The sequence below is a fragment of the Chryseobacterium sp. Tr-659 genome (genome assembly GCF_011752975.1).
In the GTDB taxonomy this organism is placed as follows: Bacteria; Bacteroidota; Bacteroidia; order Flavobacteriales; family Weeksellaceae; genus Chryseobacterium.
In genome coordinates this window covers 171,685-193,860 of record NZ_VWWP01000007.1, presented here as the reverse complement: position 1 = coordinate 193,860, position 22,176 = coordinate 171,685, and the positions used below count along the sequence as shown (strand labels likewise).

General features: G+C 37.0%; 19 protein-coding genes. 17 read left to right on the top strand and 2 right to left on the bottom strand.

Going from position 1 to position 22,176, the window contains the following annotated elements:
* Positions 1 to 164 precede the first annotated feature (164 nt).
* The 8 genes from queG (at position 165) to F3J23_RS15720 (ending at position 9,539) form a co-directional block, all read left to right on the top strand.
* Positions 165 to 1,103: a tRNA epoxyqueuosine(34) reductase QueG gene (gene queG, locus F3J23_RS15755; RefSeq protein ID WP_167031080.1), complete on the top strand. Its 939-nt coding sequence runs from the start codon at positions 165 to 167 to the stop codon at positions 1,101 to 1,103.
* Positions 1,104 to 1,461: 358 nt separating this feature from the next.
* Positions 1,462 to 2,145 (top strand): TIGR02117 family protein, encoded by a 684-nt coding sequence (locus tag F3J23_RS15750; RefSeq protein WP_167031077.1) that lies wholly within the window; start codon positions 1,462 to 1,464, stop codon positions 2,143 to 2,145.
* A gap of 3 nt (positions 2,146 to 2,148) precedes the next feature.
* Positions 2,149 to 2,796 carry a murein L,D-transpeptidase catalytic domain-containing protein gene (locus tag F3J23_RS15745; protein WP_167031074.1) on the top strand — a complete coding sequence of 216 codons (648 nt, stop codon included), beginning with the start codon at positions 2,149 to 2,151 and terminating at the stop codon, positions 2,794 to 2,796.
* 38 nt (positions 2,797 to 2,834) lie between these two features.
* Entirely contained in the window at positions 2,835 to 3,287 is a 453-nt protein-coding gene (locus tag F3J23_RS15740) for an SRPBCC family protein (RefSeq protein ID WP_167031071.1), read from the top strand.
* A gap of 186 nt (positions 3,288 to 3,473) precedes the next feature.
* Positions 3,474 to 3,806: a hypothetical protein gene (locus F3J23_RS15735; RefSeq protein ID WP_167031068.1), complete on the top strand. Its 333-nt coding sequence runs from the start codon at positions 3,474 to 3,476 to the stop codon at positions 3,804 to 3,806.
* A gap of 61 nt (positions 3,807 to 3,867) precedes the next feature.
* Entirely contained in the window at positions 3,868 to 4,956 is a 1,089-nt protein-coding gene (locus F3J23_RS15730) for an efflux RND transporter periplasmic adaptor subunit (RefSeq protein WP_167031065.1), read from the top strand.
* Positions 4,957 to 4,984: 28 nt separating this feature from the next.
* Entirely contained in the window at positions 4,985 to 8,107 is a 3,123-nt protein-coding gene (locus F3J23_RS15725) for an efflux RND transporter permease subunit (RefSeq protein ID WP_167031062.1), read from the top strand.
* A complete protein-coding gene (locus F3J23_RS15720) occupies positions 8,088 to 9,539 on the top strand; it encodes a TolC family protein (RefSeq protein WP_167031059.1) in 1,452 nt (483 codons plus the stop codon). Before F3J23_RS15725 ends, F3J23_RS15720 begins: the two co-directional genes overlap by 20 nt.
* 145 nt (positions 9,540 to 9,684) lie before the next feature.
* Here the strand turns inward: F3J23_RS15720 and F3J23_RS15715 are convergent, their stop codons facing one another.
* The gene (locus tag F3J23_RS15715) at positions 9,685 to 10,113 is read right to left on the bottom strand and encodes a cold shock domain-containing protein (protein ID WP_065396973.1); all 429 of its coding nucleotides are present in this window, start codon (positions 10,111 to 10,113) and stop codon (positions 9,685 to 9,687) included.
* 729 nt (positions 10,114 to 10,842) lie between these two features.
* On the opposite strand from F3J23_RS15715, the gene F3J23_RS15710 reads away from it, so the two are divergent.
* Positions 10,843 to 11,598, top strand: a complete 756-nt coding sequence (locus F3J23_RS15710) for an SDR family oxidoreductase (RefSeq protein WP_167031056.1) — start codon at positions 10,843 to 10,845, stop codon at positions 11,596 to 11,598.
* A gap of 129 nt (positions 11,599 to 11,727) precedes the next feature.
* Here the strand turns inward: F3J23_RS15710 and lgt are convergent, their stop codons facing one another.
* Positions 11,728 to 12,564, bottom strand: a complete 837-nt coding sequence (gene lgt / locus F3J23_RS15705) for a prolipoprotein diacylglyceryl transferase (protein ID WP_167031053.1) — start codon at positions 12,562 to 12,564, stop codon at positions 11,728 to 11,730.
* A gap of 176 nt (positions 12,565 to 12,740) precedes the next feature.
* Between lgt and F3J23_RS15700 the strand changes: the two genes are divergently transcribed.
* From F3J23_RS15700 to F3J23_RS15665, 8 genes are all read left to right on the top strand, one after another.
* Positions 12,741 to 13,484 (top strand): polysaccharide deacetylase family protein, encoded by a 744-nt coding sequence (locus F3J23_RS15700; RefSeq protein WP_167031050.1) that lies wholly within the window; start codon positions 12,741 to 12,743, stop codon positions 13,482 to 13,484.
* A 184-nt stretch (positions 13,485 to 13,668) separates the two neighbouring features.
* Positions 13,669 to 14,364: a VIT family protein gene (locus F3J23_RS15695; RefSeq protein WP_167031047.1), complete on the top strand. Its 696-nt coding sequence runs from the start codon at positions 13,669 to 13,671 to the stop codon at positions 14,362 to 14,364.
* A 267-nt stretch (positions 14,365 to 14,631) separates the two neighbouring features.
* On the top strand, positions 14,632 to 15,045 hold the full coding sequence (tssD, locus tag F3J23_RS15690; protein WP_167031044.1) for a type VI secretion system tube protein TssD: 414 nt from the start codon (positions 14,632 to 14,634) through the stop codon (positions 15,043 to 15,045).
* Positions 15,046 to 15,284: 239 nt separating this feature from the next.
* On the top strand, positions 15,285 to 17,144 hold the full coding sequence (locus F3J23_RS15685) for a type VI secretion system Vgr family protein (RefSeq protein ID WP_167031041.1): 1,860 nt from the start codon (positions 15,285 to 15,287) through the stop codon (positions 17,142 to 17,144).
* Positions 17,145 to 17,195: 51 nt separating this feature from the next.
* Positions 17,196 to 18,278, top strand: a complete 1,083-nt coding sequence (locus F3J23_RS15680; RefSeq protein ID WP_167031039.1) for a DUF2931 family protein — start codon at positions 17,196 to 17,198, stop codon at positions 18,276 to 18,278.
* Positions 18,279 to 18,290: 12 nt separating this feature from the next.
* Complete coding sequence (locus F3J23_RS15675; protein WP_167031035.1) at positions 18,291 to 20,117, top strand: phospholipase effector Tle1 domain-containing protein; 1,827 nt, start codon at positions 18,291 to 18,293, stop codon at positions 20,115 to 20,117.
* On the top strand, positions 20,114 to 20,818 hold the full coding sequence (locus F3J23_RS15670; RefSeq protein ID WP_167031032.1) for a hypothetical protein: 705 nt from the start codon (positions 20,114 to 20,116) through the stop codon (positions 20,816 to 20,818). Before F3J23_RS15675 ends, F3J23_RS15670 begins: the two co-directional genes overlap by 4 nt.
* Positions 20,806 to 22,176, top strand: coding sequence for a DUF4280 domain-containing protein (locus F3J23_RS15665; RefSeq protein ID WP_167031029.1), 1,371 nt, complete (start codon positions 20,806 to 20,808; stop codon positions 22,174 to 22,176). Before F3J23_RS15670 ends, F3J23_RS15665 begins: the two co-directional genes overlap by 13 nt.

Sequence of the window (22,176 nt, the reverse complement as noted above, 5' to 3'; positions counted from 1 at the left end):
TTGTTTTAAACATTAAATTCCAGACGAAATTACGCAATTTTTTTTTGAAAAAAATCTTAATGAAAACATAATTTTTCAGAAGGGAACCGATACAGAAATGAAACATGGTATGTTTTGAAAATCGGAAGATTGATAAAATAATCTTAGTTTTGCACTGTGAAATTATGAATGTAAACGCTGAAAAATATTCCCAACTGATCAAATCCAAGGCAAAAAGTTTTGGATTTCAGGGTTGTGGTATTTCTAAAGCAGATTTTCTCGAAGAAGATGCACCACGCCTTGAGCAGTGGCTTAAGAATAACTTCAACGGAGAGATGAAGTATATGGAAAATCATTTCGATAAAAGACTTGATCCGAGACTTTTGGTTGAAGGTTCCAAATCTGTGATTTCACTTTCTTATAATTATTTTCCGGAAGAAAAAATTTCGGTACTGGAGAATTATAAGATATCCAAATATGCATATGCAGAAGATTATCATGAAGTAATCAAGGAAATTCTCCGTGAAATGGTGGCCGAACTACAGGATGAGATCGGAGAATTTGGGTTCAGGGTTTTTGTAGATTCCGCACCCATTATGGAAAGAAGCTGGGCAAAGAAGTCAGGAATTGGGTGGGTAGGAAAAAATGCCAATCTCATTACCAAACAAAACGGGTCCTTTTATTTTCTTGCCGAAATTATCTGTGATCTGGAACTGATTGCTGATCACGAAACAACCGATCATTGCGGAACATGCAGAAAATGTATAGATGCCTGTCCTACCAATGCTATTGTTTCCGAAAAAATTATTGATGGAAGCCGCTGTATCTCGTACGCCACAATAGAACTCAAAAATGAAATTCCCGATTATTTTAAAGATAAAATGGATGATTGGATGTTCGGATGCGATATCTGTCAGGATGTCTGCCCATGGAACCGCTTCTCCGCACCCAATAAACAAACCCGTTTCAAACCGAATGAAGCGTTGAAAAACTTTAAAAAAGGAGAATGGAAAGAACTTACCCAGGAAATTTTCTCTGAAATCTTCAGAAAGTCACCCGTGAAAAGAACCAAATTTGCAGGCTTGAAGAGAAATATTGAGTTTTTGCAGAAACCTTCCGACTGATTTTATCCTGAACTTTTGGTGACGATCCCTTCTTCGGAATTTTGTGAAGTTCCAAACTAAAGCTGATAATCGACCATTCCTTAAGTTTTCTGCTTTAAGGAGGTTAAGATTTTTTACAATAAGTTGCTTGAAAAGCCTTTCCTAAAAAGAAAAATTGACTTTCAGGAGATCAAATCTCACCGAAAATCAACGTCTTTTTTGTATTCTTTTAGGAGCAGTTTTTACTCTTACTTTAAATCTTTTTTGGGATTTGGTATTTTTACGCATATTTATGAATATTTCATAACTAAATATAATCATTTTTCCGATTAAAACAAATACTTTTACTAAAAATTAAGATTAAATTTTATTCAAAAACATGACGGTGAAAGTTATATTAATGTACATCCTGAAAATAGTAGGGATTATTTTGGGAATTGTGATTATTTATGTGATTCTCGGTTTGCTGATACCTTATATTCCTGTTTCTGCCAAAGACGACGGTCAGAAGAAAGAAATTCCTATCTATATTTATACGAACGGTGTACACACAGATATTGTAATGCCTGTAAAAAACGATGTGCAGGACTGGAGTACCAAAATTCCTTTTGCCGATACTAAATCAAAAAGAACAGACTATCAGTATATTGGTATAGGTTGGGGAGATAAAGGCTTCTATCTTGATACTCCCACTTGGGCAGATCTTAAATTCTCAACCGCAGTTAAAGCAGCATTCTGGTTAAGTGATTCGGCCATGCACTGTACCTATTACAATACCATGAAAGAAGGAGACGACTGCAAAATGATCATGATCAGCAGAGGTCAATATGAACAACTGGTCAAATTTGTGGAAGATAAATTTGACAGAGATCAGAACGGAAAATTTATATTAATTCCAACAAATGCCGTATATGGTGACAATGATGCCTTTTATGATGCTAAAGGGACCTACAGTTTCCTTTATACATGCAATACGTGGTCTAATAATGCTTTAAAAGCAGCCGGACAGAAAGCAGCACTCTGGACCCCTTCAGATTTTGGAATTTTTCAACATTATAAATAGGATATGAAAGGATTTTATATCTCACTGTTTATTCTCCTTTCGGTTGGTTCATGCTCTCAGAATAAAAAAGAAGTTCCATCAGCTGCCAAAGTTCCCGTTGTTGTAGAGAAAAAACCTGAAGCAGATCTCTCCAGAATAAAAATAAAAGCAGAAGAAGCTTTGAAATTCTGTACCTCAAAGAAGTGGAATACGGATTTCTGTATTCTGATCGATATGAGCCTTCATTCCGGAATCAAACGTTTTTTTGTCTGGGATTTTAAAACCAATTCTGTTTCGAAAAAATACTTGGTAGGACATGGATGTGGTTCTAATTCGTGGAGCAGAGACAATTCCAAAAGTAATCCAGAATTTAGTAATGAAGACGGAAGCCATCTTTCATCGTTGGGAAAGTACAAATTACAAGGAAGAGGATACAGCGACTGGGGAATTAATGTGAAATATCTGATGCATGGGCTTGAAGAAACCAACAGTAATGCATTAAAAAGGGTTATTGTTTTTCATTCCTGGGATATGATGAGTGATGACGAAGTGTTCCCAAAAGGCTCGCCGGAAGGCTGGGGTTGTCCTACCGTTTCCAATAATGCCATGAAGGAGATTGATCCTATGATTCAGAAAGCAGGAAAACCTGTTTTAATGTGGATATATAATTAAATCTTTGTCATACATTTGTTCTTCAATTCTGATGCTCTATGAAACATAAGCTTTTCCGCGAACAACAGCTCCATTGTGATATAGAAACCGCATGGAAGTTTTTCTCCTCTGCCAATAATCTTTCTGAAATAACTCCCAAAGACATGGGCTTTATAGTTTTGACAGAAATGACAGATGATGAAATCTATGAAGGAATGCTTATTGATTATTACGTTTCTCCTTTATTTGGGATTAAAATGAAATGGCAGACAGAAATTACACACGTCGATTTTCAAAAAAGCTTTATTGATTTTCAGAAAAAAGGGCCATATAAACTATGGAATCACCATCATGAGTTTTTTCCCAATGATGAAGGTGTTTTAATGAGAGATACAATAGATTATGAGCTTCCCATGGGGTTTTTGGGAGAAATAGCCCACAGCCTTTTTGTTAAAAAGAAATTAGAACATATTTTTGATTACCGTTTCAGAGTATTGAGCAGGTTGTTCTGAGACCATTCCAACAAATTTTTGCGTATTTGAATATTTCCGATTTTAATCTTTTTGCGATTAAAAATATCCATCACCTACTCATTGTTTAAGTTTTTTTAACAATTAAAGGACCGTGTTTCCGGGTAAAAATCCCTATTTTTGCCTCACTATCGTTTTTACTGAAAAACTAAATGTGTTCTGATTGACATGGCAGGTCTGAAGTCATTTTTCATATTCTATATCCTATTGGTTTTTTCCCTTTTCAACTCGAATTGGGCAGAAAAATCGTTACGGAATATTCCCCATGTACCCCATGTAAATAACATCCATCTTCTGGATGTATATGAGGAAGCAGATATGAACACGCATGCTGTGCCTGCAGCTTCAAAAATTGTAAAACATGCAGCCCGTAAAAACGATCATAACATTGCAGATTTTTCAGGAATATTAAAAGTTATTCCAAAAATTACACTTCCTGAAATTGCGGTATCTACTATTTGCGGGGTAAAATCCTTTCTCCATCTCCTCCAGTTGTATTAAGAATAAGTTATTAGAAATCAGATTATTTTAACGAAAAATTCTATAACTTAAACATTTTACAATGTATTTTAAAAACGTAATAATTTGCATTTTTGCAACATTATTCGCTGTGTCATGCAGTAAAGACAAGAAAAAAGACAACCAGAAAGAAAAAGAAGTTCCCGTTCTTGAAATCAAAGAAAAAGATACACTGGTAAGCAACCAGTTTGTAACCGATATTCAGGCTAAGAAAAATGTAGAAATGCGCTCCAGAATCGGAGGTATTATACAGAATATTTACGTGAATGAAGGGCAGTTTGTACATCAGGGGCAGGCTTTATTTAAGATCAATGATGCCGAACTTCAAATGGAACTTTTAAAAGCAAATGCAGCTTTAAAACAAACGGAAGCCGATGTACGCATTGCTGAAGTAGAGCTGAAACAAATCCAGAGCCTTCATGCTAAAAAGTTTGTAGCCAACAACGAATTGGAAATGGTAAAAGCTAAGCTTTCCTCTGCTAAAGCAAAGCATGCCTTTGCAGATGCGGAGAAAAGAGCAGTTCTTCAGAAAATAAGCTTTACCAGAATTACAGCGCCTTTTGACGGTGTGATTGACGTAATCCCGCATAAAGACGGAAGTTTAGTGGAAAATGGTACATTATTAACCACATTGTCCCAGCTTAATGAAGTATACGCTTACTTTTCGATCCCGGAAAATTTATATTTTGAGCTTTTAGCGAATGATAAGATCGGCAATCATCAGAAAATTGAATTGACATTACCTAACGGAGTAAATTATCAGTTTAACGGTGCTTTAAAGACGGCGGAGGGAGAAATCGACAGAACTACCGGATCTATCCGCTATAAAGTACTTTTCCCGAATCCAGATCGTCTCATCAAGCACGGAACCTCCGGGAAGCTTATTATTTCAGAGCATCAGGCCAATGCCATGCTTATTCCTCAGAAATCAACCTTCTCCATCCAGGATAAGACTTATGTTTTTGTTGTGGATAAGCAAAACAAAGTGAAAATGACCAACATTAAGATCGGAACTACGCTGAGAGATTCTTATATCGTAGAAAGCGGTCTTAAAAAAGGAGATTTAATCATATATGAAGGAACACAATCTCTGAAAGACGGAGATATTATTAAAATCAAAAAGAAGTATTAACCTTTCATAATCTTTAAATCAATTTACAATGGTAGAAATGTTTATAAGACGAAAGGTTCTTTCGTTGGTTATTTCCATATTATTTGTATTGCTGGGAATTATGGCTTTACTAAAGATGCCGATTACCCAGTTTCCGGATATTGTACCTCCTTCGGTAACCGTAACAGCGAAATATACCGGAGCTAATGCCGAAGTATCCGCTAATGCGGTAGCTCTTCCTTTGGAACGTGCAATCAATGGAGTTCCCGGAATGACGTATATGTCTACGGTAACTTCCAATGACGGGCTTACCCTTATTCAGGTATTTTTTGAAGTAGGAACAGATCCTGATGTAGCAGCGGTGAACGTTCAGAACAGGGTAACCACAATTCTTGATGAACTTCCTGAAGAAGTAATCAGAGCAGGGGTAACTACAGAAAAAGAGGTAAACAGTATGCTGATGTACCTCAACATTACGAGTACAGATCCGAGCCAGGATGAGCAGTTTATTTACAACTTTACGGATATCAATGTCCTTCAGGAGTTGAAACGTATTGATGGAGTAGGACGTGCCGAGATTATGGGACAGAAAGAATACTCAATGAGAGTGTGGCTTGATCCGCAGAAGATGGCGGCTTACAATATTTCGGCAGACGAAGTTATTACTTCCTTACAAAAGCAGAATATTTCGGCAGCGCCCGGAAAAGTAGGTGAAACATCAGGGAAAACCTCCAGCCAGCTTCAATATGTGATTAAATACAAAGGGAAGTTTTTTGAGCCTAAACAATATGAGGAAGTTCCTATCAGATCTGATGTAGATGGAACGATCTTAAAACTGAAAGATATCGCCAAAGTAGAATTTGGGGCTATGAATTACGGAATGGTTTCCAAAACAGACGGAAGACCTTCCGCATCTATCATGATGAAACAGCGTCCCGGTTCCAATGCTTCTGAAGTAATTGAAAGTGTAAAAGCTAAAATGGAAGAGCTGAAAGTGACTTCTTTCCCTCCGGGGATGGAATATAACATGGCTTATGATGTTTCCAGATTCTTGGATGCCTCTATCAGTGCGGTACTTACAACCCTTATCGAAGCCTTTATCCTGGTAGGAATTGTAGTGTTTATATTCCTTCAGGACTGGCGTTCTACGCTAATCCCCGTACTGGCTGTTCCGGTAGCTCTTGTAGGAACTTTTGCCTTCATGAATATGCTGGATTTCTCAGTGAACTTACTCACCCTTTTTGCATTGGTTTTAGCAATCGGAATTGTAGTAGATAATGCCATTGTCGTCGTAGAAGCCGTCCACGTAAAGATGGAAGAAGGTATGAATGCGATGGATGCTACCATTAGTGCAACCAAAGAAATTGCAGGAGCGGTAGTAGCTATCACCATTGTAATGTCTGCAGTATTTATTCCGGTGGCTTTCCTTGATGGCCCGGTAGGTGTTTTTTACAGACAGTTTTCATTAACACTGGCAATCAGTATCGTTATTTCAGGAGTGAATGCATTAACACTTACACCGGCGCTTTGTGCTATTATTTTAAAACCGCATGATCACCATAAGAAGAAAACAATTGTGGACCGCTTCTTCCAGAGCTTTAATACAGGCTTTGACAGATTAACCAATAGTTATGTGGGAATACTGTCAAAATTTGCAACAAGAACCACCATTACTTTTGGATTACTGTTCCTATTCATCGGACTTACTTTTGTGACCAGCAAATTCCTGCCAACAGGCTTTATCCCGATGGAGGATCAGGGAATGGTATACGTAAGTGTAACCACTCCACAGGGAGCAACCGTAGAAAGAACTGAAAAAGTGCTGGATGAAGTAACGGTAATTGCAAAGAAAATAAAAGGCGTGGAAAACGTAACAACCCTTGCCGGATACAGTATTGTGACAGAAATCGCAGGTTCATCTTACGGAATGGCGATGATTAATCTTAAAGACTGGAAAGAAAGAAGTATTTCAGTCAATGATCTGATCACAGAACTTTCAGATAAAACAAAAGGAATTGCAGATGCTCAGATTGAAATTTTTGCTCCGCCTACCGTTCCCGGATTCGGAAATACCAGTGGTTTTGAATTGCGTTTATTAGATAGAACAGGTGGAACCATCGAGAATACAGATAAAATAACCAAAGACTTTGTGAAAAAACTGAACGAAGCTCCAGAGCTGCAGAACAGTTTTACCAGTTTCGATGCTACGTTTCCTCAATATATGATTAATGTGGATTATGATATGGCTGCGAAGAAAGGAGTATCGGTAGACAATGCAATGTCAACGCTGCAGACGATGCTGGGATCATATTATGCTACTAATTTTATCCGTTTCAGCCAGATGTATAAAGTAATGGTTCAGGCAAGTCCGGAACATAGAGACACCCCTGAAAGTATTTTGAATCTATATTTAAAAAATGATAAGGGTGAAATGGTTCCTTTCTCAACATTCATTACGATAGAGAAGGTGTACGGTCCCGAAGTATTGACGAGGTACAATATGTATATGTCAGCAATGATTAATGGAGAACCGGCAGACGGTTACAGTTCTGGAGATGCTATTGCTGCCGTAGAACGTGTGGCAAAAGAGACACTCCCAAGAGGATTTGATATTGAATGGTCAGGGATGACGAGAGAAGAAATCCTGTCAGGAAACCAGACTGTTTATATTTTCCTGATCTGTCTTCTGTTTGTTTACCTTTTATTAGCAGCTCAATATGAGAGCTTCCTTCTTCCGATGCCTGTGCTATTAAGCCTTCCGACAGGTATTTTCGGATCTTATATCGCATTGGTGCTGGCAGGATTGGATAATAATATCTATGCACAGGTAGCTTTAGTAATGCTGATTGGGCTTCTAGCTAAAAATGCCATTCTGATTGTGGAATTTGCTGTAGCAAGAAACAAACAGGGCTTTGATATCATTCCGGCTGCAATTGAAGGAGCCAGACAGCGTCTGAGACCAATCCTGATGACTTCCTTTGCTTTTGTAGCAGGGCTTATTCCTTTATGTATAGCATCAGGGGCTGGTGCAATTGGTAACCGTTCTATCGGTACAGCGGCGGCTGGAGGAATGTTGATAGGAACTATTTTCGGACTGGTAGTCATTCCTGGACTGTATATATTCTTTGCAAAACTTGAAAATAAGAAGAAAGATGAAAAGATTAAATCATAGAAATGTATGGTATGGAATTGCTGCTTTGAGCCTTGTTTCCTGTGCCGTTCCAAAAGTAACTGAACTGAAAAAGGCACAGACACTACCGCATGAGGCCATTAAAACTGAAAAAAATACCCCTACAGATGAATTTCAGCAGCTCAATCTGAAAGCGTATTTTACAGATCAGCATCTGCTTGGCCTTTTTGATAAAGTGGTTCAGGCTAATCCTGATTTCCAGATTGCGCAGCAAAGAGTAGAAATAGCCAATAGTTTTCTTCAAAGATCAAAAATGGATCTGCTTCCTTCTCTGGAGGTAGGAGTAGAAGCTTCCGGAAATCGATATGGGAAATATACAATGGAAGGGGTTGGAAACTATGATACAAACCTTTCACCCAATATTACCGAAGATCAGAAGATCAACCGTAATTTTACCCCCAATTATTGGCTAGGAGCCAGAAGTAGCTGGGAAATTGATGCCTGGGGAAAACTCAAAAATAAGAAGATTGCTGCCCAAAAAAAATACCTGGCTTCTACGGAAGGACTTAGATTACTGCAGGTAGAACTTTTCACAGATATTGCGAACCTCTATTATCAGCTGGTTGCTCTCGATAATCGTTTGGAGATTTATCAGAAAAACTATAAACTCCAGCAGAGAGCATTTGAAATCGTTTTAGCACAACGTGAAGTGGGAAAAGCCACAGAGCTTGCTGTACAGCAGTTTAAGGCTCAGAATAACAACTGGCTGGCAGAGATTGAACATATTAAAGTAGAGATCGTAACCGTAGAACAAGCGATCACTACCCTTACCGGAAGCTATGGAGGTGATGTAAAACGTGGCAAAATACTAATGCCTACCAATATGGAAGTTCTCAATAAGACCATCAATGTAGAAAATGTTATTCATTCCAGACCGGATGTAGCCTCCAATTATTATGTGCTGGAAGCTTCACAAGCTGATGCAAAGGCTGCACGGGCCGCTTTTTATCCTAAGATTGATCTTGGTGCAGGTTTCGGACTGAATTCCTTTTCCGTAGAAACATTTTTCAAGCCGAGTTCATTGGCAGGGCAGCTGCTGGGAGGATTAATGGTTCCTGTTTTTAATAAAGGACAGCTGAAATATGAATTTAAAGTAGCAAGTAAAGAGCAGGAAATAGCCTTTTTAAATTATCAGAAAAGTGTAACCACAGCTTTTAATGAACTTCAGTCTATTTTAAAACAAACTAAGATCTATGAGCGTATGCTGAAACTGAAATCCGAAGAGGTTGGTTTTCTTGACCGTGGTGTGGAGGTTTCCAATGATCTTTATCTGACAGGATATGCCAATTATTTTGAATTGATCAATTCCCAGAAAAGTAAACTTACAGCGGAGCTTGATCTGCTTCAGTTTCAACATCAGAATACAAGAAATAATGTTCTGTTGTTTAAAGCGTTGGGAGGAAAATTAGAATAATTTACAATACTCTTTTGCCGGTTTTTAAACCGGCCCATTTTTATTTTTTACGATGTATGAAGAAAGCCACCTGAAAAGGTGGCTTTCTGTATTATTTAAAACATACATATCTTCAGTTAACAGAAGATATCTTGTAGATCAGATTTTATTTGACAATCTGGATTTCAACCGCAGAAAATCCTTTTGGAGACTTCTCTTTTTCAAAAGAAACCTTGTTCCCTTTTTTTACAGGTTCTGCACAGTTGTTGTTGTGGAAGAAGATATTCTCCTTAGTATTATCTTCGGTAATAAAACCATAACCTTTTTCACTCAGGAAAGTAACAATTCCTGTTTTTCTTGGATCTTCCTCAATAATAGGAGCTGCACCCAGTTGAATATCATCAAGGTTTACTTCCTGTCTTTGTTCAGGCGGAGTAGAAGTTAACCTTCCGAATTCATCTACATACATGAATACGTCCTCCATATCCTTTCCTTTGTTGTTGTTCGTTTTACGTTCTTCGCGTCTCAGCGCCTTTTCTTTTTGCTTTTGAATTTTTTTCTTGAAATTTTCCTTTTTAGAAAAAGAATCTGCCATAAATTATGTTTAGTATTTAGTTTCTATAAATTAATTGATTCAATCCGGTCTGCCTTAGACCTGTAAAGCCTGCCGATGTTTTCTGTCTTGGAGGTCTCCAATCATACAGAGCTTTAAAATTCCGACAAGTATTGTTCTTAATAGAAGAATAAAAGTTAAAAATATGGCTGCTCAAAAAGCAAAGACTGAATAAAAATATTCCGGTCGTTACAGAAAACAAAGTAGTGACTTAGTTATTTAATATGCAAATATACAACAATAAAATGAATAATACAGTTTTAAATGATTGATTATCAGAAATGGTTTTAACATAAATATACTGCTTACTTTAGAAACCGTACAAAAAAATCCCCAGCGGACCGAGGATTATAAAAAAATATATTAGAATGATGTGGTGTATAATAATACGGGTGGATAAGCATCAAATGTTATGCCTAAAGTTTAAAGATGATAGAGAATTATTAATAATTGTTTAATATTTGATCGTCTTAAAAGCTGTATCTGACTGGCCAATAGAGTTGTATTAAAAAATCTTGTTTATATTTTTTGTTTCATTTTTTCTGACAATAAAAATGGTTTAAACTTTTATTATCAAGCCAGAAATTTGATATTGAGTAATATCTTTAACCAGTAAGCTCTAATTAGTATAATAAAAAACCGAAAATTTCACCATGCTGGGATAGCTTTTATTATCCATCTTTGCTTCATTAACATTTAAAAATAAAAATAATGTCAACACAAAATGTAAAAGGAAAAGTTGTTTTAATTGCAGGAGGAGGTAAAAACCTGGGAGGATTATTAAGCAGAGATTTTGCTGCTAAAGGTGCAAAGCTGGCGATCCACTACAACAGTGAAAGTTCAAGGGTGGAAAGTGAAAAAACACTTGCAGAAGTACAGGCTTTGGGAGCGGAAGCGTTTCTGTTTCAGGGAGATCTTACCAAAGTAGAAAATGTTACTAAATTCTTTGACGAAACTATTTCCCGTTTCGGAGGGGTTGATGTTGCAATCAACACAGTAGGGATGGTCTTGAAAAAGCCGTTTGCCGAAACCACAGAAGCAGAATATGATACGATGTTCAATGTGAATTCAAAATCTGCCTATTTCTTCTTGCAGGAAGCAGGGAAAAAGCTCAATGATCATGGTAAGATCTGTACTATTGTTACTTCATTATTAGCAGCTTATACAGGCCTTTATTCCACGTATGCAGGAGCAAAAGCCCCTGTAGAGCATTTTACAAGAGCTGCATCCAAAGAATTTGGGGCCAGAGGAATTTCTGTAACCGCAGTGGCACCAGGGCCGATGGATACTCCTTTTTTCTATGGACAGGAAACTGATGATGCCGTAGCCTACCATAAATCCGCATCAGCACTGGGCGGGCTTACCGATATTAAAGATATCGCTCCGCTAGTAGAATTTTTGGTAACTGACGGGTGGTGGATCACCGGACAGACCATCTTTGCTAATGGTGGATATACAACAAGATAATCATTATAATTCTTTAAAAAAGAAACTCACTGAAAAACAACTTTCAGTGAGTTTTTTATTTAACAAGAGTAACAACCTTATATACTTATATTGTTTAAACAGCTTTGTTGTAATAAGGATAACCGGAAATTATACCGTTTTCATTTTCTCTTTTTCCAACATACTTTTGATAATGAAGAATAGCCCCAGAAGTACGAAAGGAATACTGAGAATCTGTCCCATATTCAAAATCATTCCGTGTTCAAATTCAACCTGATCCACCTTTATGAATTCGATCAATATTCTCATGATAAAAATAAGGAGGATGCTGATTCCAAAATAAAATCCTCTCCCTATTTTAAATATGTTTTTCTTATATATGAAGTAGATAAACAGGAAAATAATGGCATAAGAGATGGCTTCATAAAGCTGGGCAGGGTGTCTCGGCAGATCATCCACCTGGCGGAATACAAATGCCCAGGGAACATTTGTAGGAACACCTATGATTTCAGAATTCATAAGGTTGGCCAGCCTGATAAAAGTACCGCCCAGCGGAAGTACGATAGCAATGGCATCGAGCACAGTCATGAAAGGAATGGAAAACTTTCTGGCATACAAAAGCAGCATGATTACCAGTCCGATTCCTCCGCCGTGGCTCGCCAGTCCGGCAAAACCTGTAAAGTGATAAGCTCCATCCGGACCTCTCTGAATAGGTAAAAAGATTTCAAGCGGATGCTGGGAATAATAATCAAAATCATAAAAAATACAGTGTCCAAGTCTAGCACCTACCAGAATTCCTATCAAAGCATAGGAAAATAAAGCCTCGTGTGCCTGTGAGCTTAGGTTCTCTTTCTTATAAATGCGTTTTAGAATGTTTAAACATAAAACAAGACCTGTAAGAAATAAAAGGCCGTAATATTTTAAAGGAATTCCTAAAATATTGGCAATTTCGGGATTGATATCCCAGTTGATATATAATAAACTCATTGAAATTTGTTGTCGGAATCTAAGGTGCAAAGATAAGAAAACAGGAATTTCCGAATAAGAAGAGGCGCATTCAATGATTTATGATTTGATTCATAGGGTATTAACTTGTGAAATTTAATAATATAAAGCCTGTCATTTCTTTGTTCCTTATTATATTTGCAGATAAATCACACATTATGGATAGACTATTTATTACCCTTACCGGATTTTTTTTAATGTTAGGAAACATATTGTATTCACAGAAAATAATTCCCTCATCAGATAAATGTTATATCTACCTTACTTTCGATGATGGCCCGTTGAATGGAAGTGAGAACATCAATGATATTATTTTGAAAGAAAAGATTAAGATCAGTGTTTTCATGGTAGGAGAGCATGTTATTAAAGACAAGCAGATGGATACTTACGCTAAATATTATGATCAGAATCCCTACATTGACGAATACAACCATAGTTTTACCCATGCCAATGATCATTATGAAGCATTTTATAATGACGTAGATAAATCCGTAAAAGATATTCAGTACAATCAGATTTTGTTGAAGCTTCCCTATAAAATCGTACGTCTTCCGGGACGAAATATGTGGAGATTGGGAGGAAGATCAAAAAATGATGTGACCAATGGTATTCAGACAGCAGATCAGCTGGCTGCCCTTGGATATAAAGTGGTTGGCTGGGATGTGGAATGGCAGCACCATCCTAGTGACGGAACTCCGATTCAGACTGTAGATGAAATGTATGCGGCGGTTCAGAGGTTGTGTACATCAGATAAGGCATTTACCCGGAATAATGTGGTGATGCTTATTCATGATGAAATGTTCCAGAAGACCTGGGAAGAATCTGAGCTGAAGCAGCTGATTGATTTACTAAGAACAAACCCCAATTATATTTTTGAGCAGATGAGGTTTTATCCACAATAACATGAACGTAATTTAAAATCATTCTTGAAAAAAGATTGGGTAACTTTAACTGAGATTCTTAAAAAAGATTTTGGGCAGCATGCTGTAAGTGAAAGTAAAAAATTAAAAACTGCTAATTAATAAGCCTAATGGTTTCTCTCTTTCAGCCTTCTGCTTTTTACTTTAAATAAAATATTTTATTATTATGCATCATCAGTTGGAGAAACATTATGTAAACAGGGTGGGCTGGCTTCGGGCGGCGGTATTAGGTGCCAATGACGGATTATTATCTACTACAAGTATCGTAATAGGAGTGGCAGCAGCAGAGCCGGAACGTGATATCATTATTTTAGCGGCTTTAGCTGGAATGATTGCGGGAGCAATGTCTATGGCAGCTGGTGAATATGTCTCTGTAAGTTCACAGGAAGATACGGAAAAAGCCGATCTGATGCGTGAAAAACGAGAACTTGAACAAATGCCGGAAGTAGAACTCAGAGAACTGGCAAAAATTTACGAAAGAAGAGGGTGCAGTAAGGAAACCGCATTGCTGGTGGCCACAGAACTTACCGAGCACGACGCTTTGGGAGCACATGCCAGAGACGAGTTGGGAATCAATGAAATAACACAGGCCAAACCTTTACAGGCAGCTATCGCTTCATTCGGATCGTTTGCAGTAGGGGCTCTGCTTCCGTTTACAGTTTCTCTTGTAGCGCCTATTCATCAAATGGTATATTTCCAATATGGATGTTCTATTCTATTTCTTATGCTTTTAGGAGCAATTTCAGCCAAAACCGGAGGTTCAAGCATTAAAATAGCGGTATTGAGAATCTGTTTCTGGGGAACGGTAGCGATGGGAATTACGGCATTGGTAGGGCATGTATTTGGAGTTAATGTAGAATAGAACTTTTAATTTTTTCCAAACTCAATTTTATCTTAACTATACCTGGAAATAGCAATTTTTTATATTTCTAATAAACCTTTATTTCTCTTTTGTCGATAGTAAGTTTTTGATTTACAGTGTATATTTTACCTAACAAGTGTTAGTCGTAAAAATACTACACTTTTTCAGATTTTTAGTAAAAGTGTATTTTGTTAATATAAATACATCTAAATTTGGTGACATAATCAACATCAAATCACAAAATATTAACGATTAAAATTTACAATCATGGCAGAAAGAAATTCAAGAGGAATCTTAAAATTCAACAACGGAGAAGGACAGAAATTATTAAAGCTTAATTACAGCGTGTCAAGAGCTACAGACGTTTCAGGACGTGTAGCATCAGATCCTTCCAATGCATTGATCAAAATTACAGTAGAAGCTACTGAAAAATCTGACATCCTTGAAAGTTTATTGAATGGTAAATACAAGCCTACGGTAGGAGAAGTTACCTTCAACAAATCTCATGAAGAAGGTACATTAACAACATTGAAATGGGAAAACGGTTACGTAATCCAGCACGAAGTAGACTTTGATGCAGTAGATGAAAACAGTATGTACATCAGCTTTGTGATAAGTGCAGAGCAAATTGATCTTGGAACGTCTTCTTACCATGGAGCTTGGCCTTCATCTAATGGATAAGATCCTTTAACAATCACTTAGATATAAAAACAGAATGGTACATCCGTCATACGGAATACTGTTCTGTTTTTTTGTCACTAATTATTTCCTACTAATGGAAATGAAAAAAATGCTATAATTTTTAATATAAAGCTAATAAACGTAAATTTTATATTGTAAAAAATTTATAACTTTATATAAAGGTCATTTGTTTTAGATTTTTTATCAAAATAAAAACCTCACCAAACACTCTACATAATATGAACAAAAACATCTCGAATTCCGAAAAGATTTCGGAGAATCATATTCCTGGAATCAACCGTGTGGTGAAACTGGATATCGTGATTGAAGGTAAAATGATAAAGCACTTCAAGCACTTCCGTTTACAGCAGAGCGTAAAAAAACACCATAATTTTGAACTTACATTAGCACATGATACTTTAGAAGGAGTACAAAACCATGACCTGGAAGAGGCTCAGCAGTTTTTAGGAAAACGATTAACCGTTGTTTTTAAATATAAAGATGTAGAAGGTAGCCCGGAAAGAACCTTTGTAGGTGTGATCACCAAAGTGGGGTTCAGCCAGGAAAATCACAGTCTTGGAAATATCGTACTAAAAGGATACAGCCCTACCATTTTATTGGATGCTGCTCCGCACACTCAAAGTTTTGGGGGAGATAAGTCGGTAAATATGGGGATCATTGCCGAAGATGTGATTAAACAGGGAATTGAAAGCAGCAAATTTGATGTGAAGATCAATGCTAAAGCATCTTCTCAGATCCTTTACAGTGCTCAGTATAATGAAACACATTATAATTATCTCTGCAGAATGGCAGAAGCCTATGGCGAACAGTTTTATTATGATGGTGAAATACTGCATTTCGGAAATATGCCGCCACAAAACAAATCACTTGAATTAATATACGGCAGTAATGTCTCTGATGTGAATGTAGAGCTGAAAGCAGTACACATCAAACCTAATTTTTACGGATATAACAGCAGCTCAAATGCTAAGCTGACTTCCGGAGAAACTCCTATAAAACACGTCGGTAATCTGGCGAAAACTGCTTATAAAAATAATGAAGGAATATTCAAAACTCCATCATTACAGGTTGCCCCCATAAAAGCAGCAACAGATATGGATGTTGTTATTTCCCAGACAAGTACGGCAGGAAGTAAAGCCGTAGAGGTTTTTACCGTTTCCGGAGGAACTACCATTCCGTTTTTATATCCCGGATGTGTTGCTGACATCAATATGCGGAAAACAGATACCAATAAAACCTCTTATTTCACCAAGCTGATGATGACAGAGGTTGTTCATGAAGTGGATACTTTGGGACGTTATTCCGGAAGATTTGAGGCCATTGCTTCAGATACAGGATATATTCCAACTCCGGATTTTATCATGCCAATTGCACAACCTCAGATTGCAACTGTAATCTCAAATACTGACCCGCTTGGACAAGGAAGGGTTACCGTAAGATTTGACTGGCAGCTTCATGATACTACTAACTTTATCAGAATGATGGCCCCGGATGCCGGTGGAACAGATCAGATTACACAGAACAGAGGTTACGTAGCTATCCCGGAAGTCGGAGATCAGGTAATGGTAGGATTTGTCCACAACCACCCGGACCGTCCTTTTGTAATGGGAGGAATGTTTCATGGAGAAACTGCTTTAGGCGGCGGAGTAGATAATCATTTAAAGTCGATACAGACCAGAAGCGGAATCAGGATTTTAATGAATGATACGGAAGGAAGTGTCAATATTATTGATCCAAGTGGAAATAATTATTTTATGGATGGTAAAGGAAATATTATCGTGACATCTCCTAAGAATATGACCTTTAATGTTGGAGAAGATCTGGCCATCAACGTCGGAAAAGATATGAAAACGAGTGTAGGAAATGATAATGCTGTCAATATCATCAATAATCATCAATTCACCTCAAAAAATTATAAGCAGACGATCAATGAAAATAAAACGATCAATGTAACAGGCGATCTTAAAGAAACTACTTCCACAACTACTCATAAAGCTAAAAATGGTGATATTTTACTGCAAAGTTCAGGGGTAGCAAAAATGCTTGGAAAAATAGATGCCAAAGTGAATAAAGGTTAGAAACATATAATAATCAGGCGTAGTTAAATGCTGAACTGAAAGGTGTCAATAATGAATAAAGTATTACAATATCTCTTAAGCTTTTTATTTTTTATCCAGATTTCATGTCAGGAGAAGAAAGACCATCAAAAAACTAAAACTATGACAAAATATGAATGGACTGAGGGAACTTCTGCGCCCTTGGGATATCCTATGGAAGTTTACAACGGAGGAATAGAATGCGAAGGTGGAGAATGGGTAGGACTCGGCTTTGGTATAGCTCCCGGAAGAAATGTTTGGGGCGCTATTAATCATGGGATGGGAAATGGTTTTAAAAGTTTACCCACCCGTCTGGATTTTATCTGGATGTCTTATCTGGAAAACCAGTTCTACATGATTGATACTGCTATTGATACCGCTAAAATTAAAGAGTATTTCAGTAAAGGCTACCAGGTAAAAGTAACGAATGGGAGTGGTGAAACCGAACATTTGAATTATAACGAGATTGGTGTGGGAATGGCTCCCGGCGGTGTAGTTGTGGTTTGGGTGGCAGGAGTCGGCGTTCAGAAGGAAGTAGGGCGATACCAGGGGAAAAAAGTGACAATTCCTGAATCTGAAATTGCCAAGCTGGATAGTCATGAAAATCGTTTCTGGAGGAAAGATTATCTCGATGAAGTATTAAATAATGGTAAAGTAATTCCTGCTGAAATAAGAGAGAAAAATAAAGGAAAACCCATTCCTTTCGGTTTATGGGATACCTATAGAACAAGATACAGTTGGAAGCTTAGTTTTGAGCTTCCTGAAAATGCTAAACTAGATCCATCAACAGATGTTGGTGTATCCGCTGTTAATGGAGAATGGGAACAGCTTGATGCTGCTAAAATTTCTTTATTAGGGAATGAATTAAGAGCAATACCCAGAACCATTGGTTTTGATTTTATAGGTTCCGATAATAAGAAATATGGAGCAGATTGTGATCTGAATGAAAAGTCTGGTTTTGAAGCTTTTAAAGCTGTGTTTGGAGACGATCCTAATTCGACTAAGGCTAATATTATTGTAAAGGTGAATGAGTCTAATAGCTATTTTACAATAATCCTGAAAGGTGAAAATGGTAAAGAAGCATTTATAAAAACAGATAAGATCGAAGTTTTCTAAAACAAAAATACTATGGGAAAGACTTTGGTATATAACACCGGTAATGCTAAACCTCCTACAGATGAGATACATTTGGAAATAGGAGTGTTCTTTGATGGTACCTTGAACAATTTGAAGAACAGCGAACTAAGAATGAAGTACAGAGATGGCAAGAATAAGATCGAAAGTACAGATTCCAGGGATGATATATTGAAGAAGGAAAAAGCAATTGAAAAAACAAGGGAACAACAGGAAAAAGAATATAAAAAACTTGACAATAAAGATATAACAGATAATGATTCTGAGTACGATCGGTACCTTAAATCCAGTCATAGAGGATGGCTGGATAAACAAGGGGTTGATAATAGTTTCAGTAATGATTATACCAATGTAGCCAGAATGTATAAATGTTGTGAGCAATATAATTACGGTGTTTATGTGGAAGGTATTGGTACACTGAATAACAGCAGAGATGTGGATGATGGATTTCAGTACGGTTCCGGTATAACCGGAGTGAGAGGAAAGGTGAGAAAGGGATGTGAAATGACTGCTGACAGGATTGGTGCTTTAAAAAAACAACAACGCGGGAAAAAAGTATTAACCAGAATTACGATTGATACTTTCGGATTTAGCCGTGGAGCCGCAGCAGCAAGGAATTTTGCTTACGAAATCAATGGAATTAAAAGAAATCAGGATGTCGAGATCAAAAAATCAAGGAAAATTGTGGGGTATACCCAGTTTAATTCTCCCGAAGGTCCTGTTATGGTTCCCGAATATGGAGATATATGGATAGATAAAGACGATACGGAAGTAGACCCGAAATATATTAAAAATGGTAAACTGCCAAAATTTGGTTTTCTAGGATATTATCTTTTAAGCAAGAAAATTGTATCAGAGCAGGAATTGGAAAATATTGAGCTGGATGTACGTTTCATTGGTGTCTATGATACTGTTTCATCATATGAAGAATTTGGTGATATGGGTGCATTGAGACGTGTGGGATGGGAAGGAATGAAACATTCTGTCTTAGGCCCTAAACATAACTTTGGTGATGATGTAGAACAATTGCAGCTTAAGAATCCCGGATCTTATTTTAGAGCGGTTCACTTTACGGCAGCCAATGAACATCGTGAAAATTTTTCGCTGACCCGTTTTCCCGGAAGTATTGAAAAAGAATTTCCGGGGGTCCATTGCGATATTGGCGGTGCTTACGAAAACGGAATGGAAACCGTTGATGAAATTGAAACTTCCAATCATAAACCATTGTGGTTCTTAAATAAGCGCCGGCAACAATTGATTGATGAACACTGGTATTATAAAGAACAAATCGAAATCAATAATAAATTTCTGAATGCCATAAGTTTTGGAAATGTGTATCGTAAAATAACAGGTATACGTTTTTTAAGAAAAGAGTACAGCTATATTCCGCTTCATTTTATGGAAGAACTTGGTGTTAATCTTTATGATCATCAGATAATTACGAAGACAGAAGCAACTTATTCTATTGATCATGATCAATATCTGCCTCACACAAAAGATCTTTTGCATAATTATGTCTTTACGGGTGGAGAAAAGTGGAATTTTCAATCAGATGAAGAATTTGAAAAAGAGAAAAAAGAAAGAGCCAGAGAAAGGGCAGAAAACCCAGAACCAATATGGGAAAAACCTTCCGATGAAACAGTAGATAAAGATGGTAATATAATCAAAACACAAACCTTGCAGGAGGTTGTTGTTACAGCCTATCATCCTCAGAAATTATTGAGAATTATGCGTCATGAATATCTTCATTGGTCAGCAAACAGAGATTGGATGGGAATGGATCCCAATAATGATTATCAAAGAAGAATATACGGAGAATGATATTCAGAATATTACAAAATCTTCATCAGAAAACATACAGACTGGAAACAATTGTCACAGAACAGAAAAATCCGGTTTATGCAATAATGAAAAGCTATGCCAGACAAGTTGAGGTCTATTATTTGGGAAAAGCAAAAGAAGAACATCGGTTTCATATTTTAGTGGTTGAGTTCGACTTCTCAGATCATGATACTTCCATGGGGAAACTGATAAAAAGAATCAGTTATTTGTTTGATGAACTGGAATTAAAAGTAGATAATGAAGGTAACATAACAGCGGTAGATAATCTGCTTTTTCTGCGCCTAAGATGGGGTGAAATTCAGACTAAGCTATCGAAAACACATAAAGGTGAAGCCATAGATAATTATTTTAACCAGATCAGCAGCATATTAGAGGATGAAATGAAATTGATTGATTTTTTAGGTGAATATAATATGTTTGGGCTGCTTTTCAATGGTTTGCTGGGATCATTTGACACCAAAAGAAAAAGGCAGTCTCCAGATGGATTTACAGAGATTATGACCCCCGTAAAAGATGGTGAAAAAATGATACTGAAAATCTCTGCTGAAAACATGGAATATACAAAAACAGACCATTTCAGAGGATTATTCGTATGCAGAGGAGATCGGTATGAAGAAGGCTTTATAGAAGTCAGAAAACGGAATTTACATTTAAAACATTCATTATTATGGATAGGGTAAATAACAGCGGAGAAGTTGCACCTCCGGAAACTCAGAGCCAGAGTTCTACACAGGACAGCGAACAGATGAAGGCAGAGAATAGTAAGAAAATGGAGGAGAAGCGTGCTGAAAACGAAGAGAAGGATAAAGTAGAAGATGGTTTAAAAGTGGTAATAGATACCGCAACCCTGGAATGTACATTGTGTACGGTTCCCCAGGGTATTATGAAAGTGAATTATGATACTCCTACAATACAGGAAAAGAAAACAGCAACTGTAAAAGAGAGGGGACCGAAAAGTTTAATTTTCACAGGAAACTGTAAAAAGAGCCCACAAATGGCAGCACCATGTGCCTCTGTGATGAATGTAAGAGATTGGCAGGATGTAGGTACCTATCTTTCTCAGGAACAATTCGTGTTACTGCAGAAAAGTACCATTCCCTGTACTTATGGTGGTGTAGATATTAAAATTACCGATAGCGGACAAATTCATCAGCCGGAAACCGTGGATGCAGCCGGAGCTCCTGTACCTGAATCAAAAGAAAAAATAAATGGTTATTTTTATAACTATAATGGAAGTTTCGAAGGAAATGTAAAAGGCCAGAAAAAAGGAAATGAAAATGATGTATATGCCTGCGAAGGAAAAGGATCGGAAGAAGATATTTATAAAAGCCCTAAAAAGCTGAATATCGTACATAGTGATTTCCAGAAAGTGTGTAATATTATTAAACATGAAGGTCTTTCATCAGAAAAAGAAGAATATTTATACATAGCACATACAAATTATAATGAAGCAAAAAGAGTTGGAAAAACAATGTTTCAGCTATTAAATTCCAGTTATTCCAGTGTTGAGGCTAAGGATAAGGTTGAAATGAAAACTTCAGAAAAAGATACCATTTCTTTGTATTCCAGAGCAGGGGCAATTGATGCTCTTTTAAGAGATGTGGATGAGGTTAAAAGTGATCCAACTGATAATGCAACACAATGGGATGGCGAAGATTTTCTTGCCTGGGGTATTGATACTGACTTAAAACCGGACAGCACCACAAAATACGGTCATAATAAGTTTGATGAGTATGATTATATAAAAATAAGTAAAAGCCTCTATGATTCGTTTGAAAGTAAAGTAACTGGAAGAAGAGGATCAACTTTAGCTTATAACTCGGTTCATGAAGAAGGTTGTGATAAAGGGACGCATACACACAAAACGGTAAAAGGAAAAAATAAAGCAATTTATTCTCTTCCTAATGATGATTTTGCAAAAAAAGACTATTGGACAACAGGTGATTTTTATTATACAAATGCAACTAAAAGGTCTTTTGGTCTGGAAGCAACACGAGTTGCTGGATATACTATATTTTGGAAAAAAGTAAAAGTTTAA